Raw genomic sequence first — 3,909 nt, forward strand, 5'->3', positions numbered from 1 at the left:
CGATCAGCCTACACAAGTTCTGTTCTTTCCGGTGCGCTTGGCTTCGTACAGGGCTTCATCGGCCCGTTCCAGGGCCATTTCGATGCGCTCGCCCGGGCGATAGGCCGTGACCCCGGCCGAGAAGGTGACGAAGATGCGCTTCTCTTCGTGCATGAACAGGCCGCCGCTGAGTGAGCGCTGCAGACGCGTGAGGATCTGCTCGCCCTCTGCCACAGGCGTGTTGGGCAGCAGCACAACGAACTCTTCGCCGCCGTAGCGTGCCACCAGGTCCATCGGGCGCAGCGCCTTGCTCACCACTTCGGCGAGTGACTTCAGGGCCACGTCACCCGCGTTGTGGCCCAGCTCGTCATTCAGCTTCTTGAAGTTGTCGACGTCGAGCAGGCCGATGGACAGCTGGGTGCCTTCCCGCTCCAGGCGCGCCTTCTCGGCATCGAAGGCCTGCATCAGCCCGCGGCGGTTGGCGATCTTGGTGAGCTGGTCGGTCGACACCTCTTCGGACAGGCGGCGCAGCTCGGTTTCGAGCTCGACCACGCGCTCCGACAGGTCCGTCGCCCGCTCGTGTTCGTACTGCAGCTTGCCCTGCGCCACCTTCACCAGCGACTGCACCGTGCGGCTTTCTTCCACCATCTCGTGCACCACCCCAGCCAGGCTCTCCAATGAATCGGCCTTCTCGATCACGTCGGCGTAGCGGCCCAGGTTCTCGTGGAAGCGGCCGGTCTGCGAGCCCAGTTCACCCAGCTCGCTGAGCATGCGGGTGATCAGCAGCTTGAGCTGGTCCTGCGCCTTGGCACGCTCCACGCGCAGCTGCTTCTGGCGCTCGCGGGTGTTGTCGAGCAACTCGCCCACGGAGCGCACGCTGCGTGCGGTGAGGCCGAACTCGATCTCGTTGCGCATGGCTTCGCACTGGCCCTGGGCCCAGCTGTCGTCTTCGGCGAGCTCGGTCAGGCTGGCGGTGAGCTTCTCGCACAGCGCGCTCAGCTGGTCGATCAGGTGGTGGCGGTGCGCCAGCACGCGCGCGGCGCGCTTGCACAGCTGTTCGACCTCATCGCTCTGCCCCACCGTCGGCCCGCGTTCGCGGATGCGGGTGCTCAGCGCAGCCAATTCGTCGGCCAGCTCGGCGTTGGGTGCGGGCGGTGGAGGCAAGGCTTGCTGCAGCGTGCCGCCCAGGCTCGCGAGCAGGTCGTGCCAGATCGGGGTGGCGTCGTTGGCGACGGGGCCGGCGGCATCCATCAGCGGGGCGGGCTGGGTCGGGTCGCCCCAGGGCTGTTCGACCACGGCGTCCATGGCCTCGGGGTCGACGGCACCGTCGATGGTGTCGCTCTCCCAGCCGTTGAGCAGCTGGTTCAGGCGCTGCTGCAGGCGCTGCACGTCGCTGCGCGAGCTGGAGAGCACGCGCTGCAGGCTGTCTTTCTTGCGGGCCGTGGTCCATTGCCGGCCGCCGCGCTGCACGCCGCGCACCACGCGTTCGATCAGGGTGGCCAGGGCGGCACCCTGGGCCGCCAGCTCTTGCTTGTCGACCACCGGCGCCGCCGCTGCGGCAGGCGGGGGCGGCGCACCAGCCTCCTGGTAGTACGCGCGAGCGTAGTTCTCGGGGGTGGGTTCGAGCTTCTCCATCACCAGTCGGCGCAACGCGGCCTTGGCGAGTTGAGGGGGCAAGGCAGCATCGGCGGCAGCTCGCGGTGCGGCAGCGCGTGTCGTATCCATCGGGGTCTGAATGAAAGAAGAGACTGGCCTCAGCCTTGTGGGCCGAAGCGCGAACGGGCCTCAACGGCTGCGCGCAGGGCATCGGCGGCGTCGGACTCGTCGGCATTGACGATCCACGGCGCCTTGCGCGGGAGCACGGTCTGTTCGAGCCACTGCTCAAGCAGCTCGGGCGGTTGGGCCTTGCTGAACAGGAAGCCCTGCATCACCACGCACCCCAGGCGGTGCAGCACCTCCATCTGGCGCATGTTCTCCACGCCTTCGGCGATCACGCGCAGGCCGAGCGAACGGGCCAGCGCGATGATGGCGGTGACCACGGCCGAGCTTTGCGGCGTCATGCCCAGGTCGCGCACGAAGGAGCGGTCGATCTTGAGCTCGCTGATGGGCAGGGTGGTGAGATAGGCGAGCGACGAGTAGCCGGTGCCGAAGTCGTCGATGGAAATCTCGACACCGATCTCGTTGAGGCGGTGCAGCGACGGGATCACGTTCTGCAGATCCTTCATCAGCCCCGTCTCGGTGATCTCCAGCTCGATGGCATGGTGCGGCACACCGTACAGCGTGACCGCCTGGTGGATGTTCTCGACCAGGTCGGTGCGCTCGAACAGGCGGTTGGGCAGGTTGACGGCGATCGAGTCGGCAAAGCCGAAACTGTCTTGCCACAGCCGGGCCTGGCGGGCTGCTTCTCGGATCGCCCATTCGCTGAGCGGGAAGATGAGGCCAGTTTCCTCGGCCAGGGGAATGAAGTCGCCCGGCGGCACCAGCGCGCTGCCGCGCTGCCAGCGCATCAGTGCTTCCACACCCACCATCTTGGCACCGCGCACGTCGACCTTGGGCTGGTAGTGCAGCACCAGCTCGTTGCGTTCGATGGCCTTGTGCAGTGCGCTTTCCAGTTCCAGCTTCTCGCGGCCCTTGCCGGCCAGCGCCGGGCGGTACAAGAGCGCGGCGTTGCGGCCCTGTGCCTTCACCGAGTACATGGCGACGTCGGAGTTGCGCATCAGGTCGGCCACTGTGGCGCCGTCGCGCGGGAACATGGCGATGCCCACCGAGGCCGTGACGAAGCACTCTTGCCCGCCCACGAAGATGGGCTCGCGCATCACGTCGAGGATGCGGTCGGCCACGCGCTCGGCGTCGGACTCGTCGGACACCTCGGGCAACAGGGCCACGAACTCGTCGCCGCCGAGGCGGCCCACGGCCTCCAGCGTGCGGTGCGAACGGGCGCCCATGGATTCGATGGAGTTCTCCATCACCTGGTCGGAGTGCCGCACGCACGAACGCAGGCGGCGCGACACCTCCATCAGCAACTCATCGCCGGCACTGTGGCCCAGCGTGTCGTTGATGACCTTGAAGCGGTCAAGGTCGATCAGCAGCAGCGCCACCGGGTGGTTGAGGCGGCGCGCATGTTCCAGCGCGCGTTCGGTGCGCCAGATCAGCTGGCGCCGGTTGGGCAGGCCGGTGAGCGCATCGAAGTTCGCCAAGTGGCGGATGCGGTCTTCGGCCATGCGCCGGTCGGTCACGTCCTGCACGATGCCGGTGTAGCCCGAGAGGTTGCCGTGCTCGTTGAACTCCGGCTCGGCTTCGACGTGGATGATGCGCTGCTGCCGCCCATCGGGCAGCGTGACCGGGATGTCAGTGGCCAGCACGGAGCTGTGACGGAACACGTCGTGCAGGACCATCATGAAGCCTTCGCGGTCTTCGGCCGGCACCATGCGCAGCACGGTGCGCATGCCAGCGTGGTCGCCCACGCCCAGGCCGAAGACGCGCAGGCCCTCGACCGAGAACACCGGGTTGCCGCCGCCCACACGCCAGTCGAAGCTGCCCATGCGGGCCAGGTCTTGAGCGCGCGCCAGCTTGGACTTGCTGCGCTCCAGCTCCAGCCGCGTGCGCGAGGAGCGCAGCAGGTAGCGCAGGCGGCCGGCCAGCAGGCTCCACTGGGTGGACTTGACGAAGAAGTCGGTGGCACCGGCCTCGTAGGCGCGGGTGATGGAGGCGTCGTCGTCGAGGCCGGTCAGCATGAGCACCGGCAGCGACTCGAAGCCCGGCAGGCTGCGCAGCTCTTGGCAGGTCTGGAAGCCGTCGAGCCCGGGCATCAGGGCATCGAGCACCACCACGTCGGGCAGCCAGTCGGTCAGCAGCTGGATGGCGCGCTCGCCGCTGGTCGCTTCGGTGATGGCAAAACCGCGCTCGCGCAGCGCAATGGCCGTGAGCAGC

General features: G+C 67.9%; 2 protein-coding genes. Both read right to left on the reverse strand.

Annotated elements, in window-relative coordinates:
* Positions 1-3: 3 nt before the first annotated feature.
* Positions 4-1,704 (reverse strand): sensor domain-containing diguanylate cyclase, encoded by a 1,701-nt coding sequence (locus tag VFL64_RS09980; protein WP_489540225.1) that lies wholly within the window; start codon positions 1,702-1,704, stop codon positions 4-6.
* Between the two features lie 29 nt (positions 1,705-1,733).
* The coding region (locus VFL64_RS09985; protein WP_489540226.1) for a putative bifunctional diguanylate cyclase/phosphodiesterase at positions 1,734-3,909 on the reverse strand (2,176 nt) is incomplete at its 5' end.

The organism is Rhizobacter sp. (assembly GCF_035702065.1).
Lineage (GTDB): Bacteria > Pseudomonadota > Gammaproteobacteria > Burkholderiales > Burkholderiaceae_C > Rhizobacter.

Excerpts from the sequence above, each read along its gene's own strand:
- VFL64_RS09980 (WP_489540225.1), bottom strand. The coding sequence starts at position 1,704 with ATGGATACGACACGCGCTGCCGCACCGCGAGCTGCCGCCGATGCTGCC.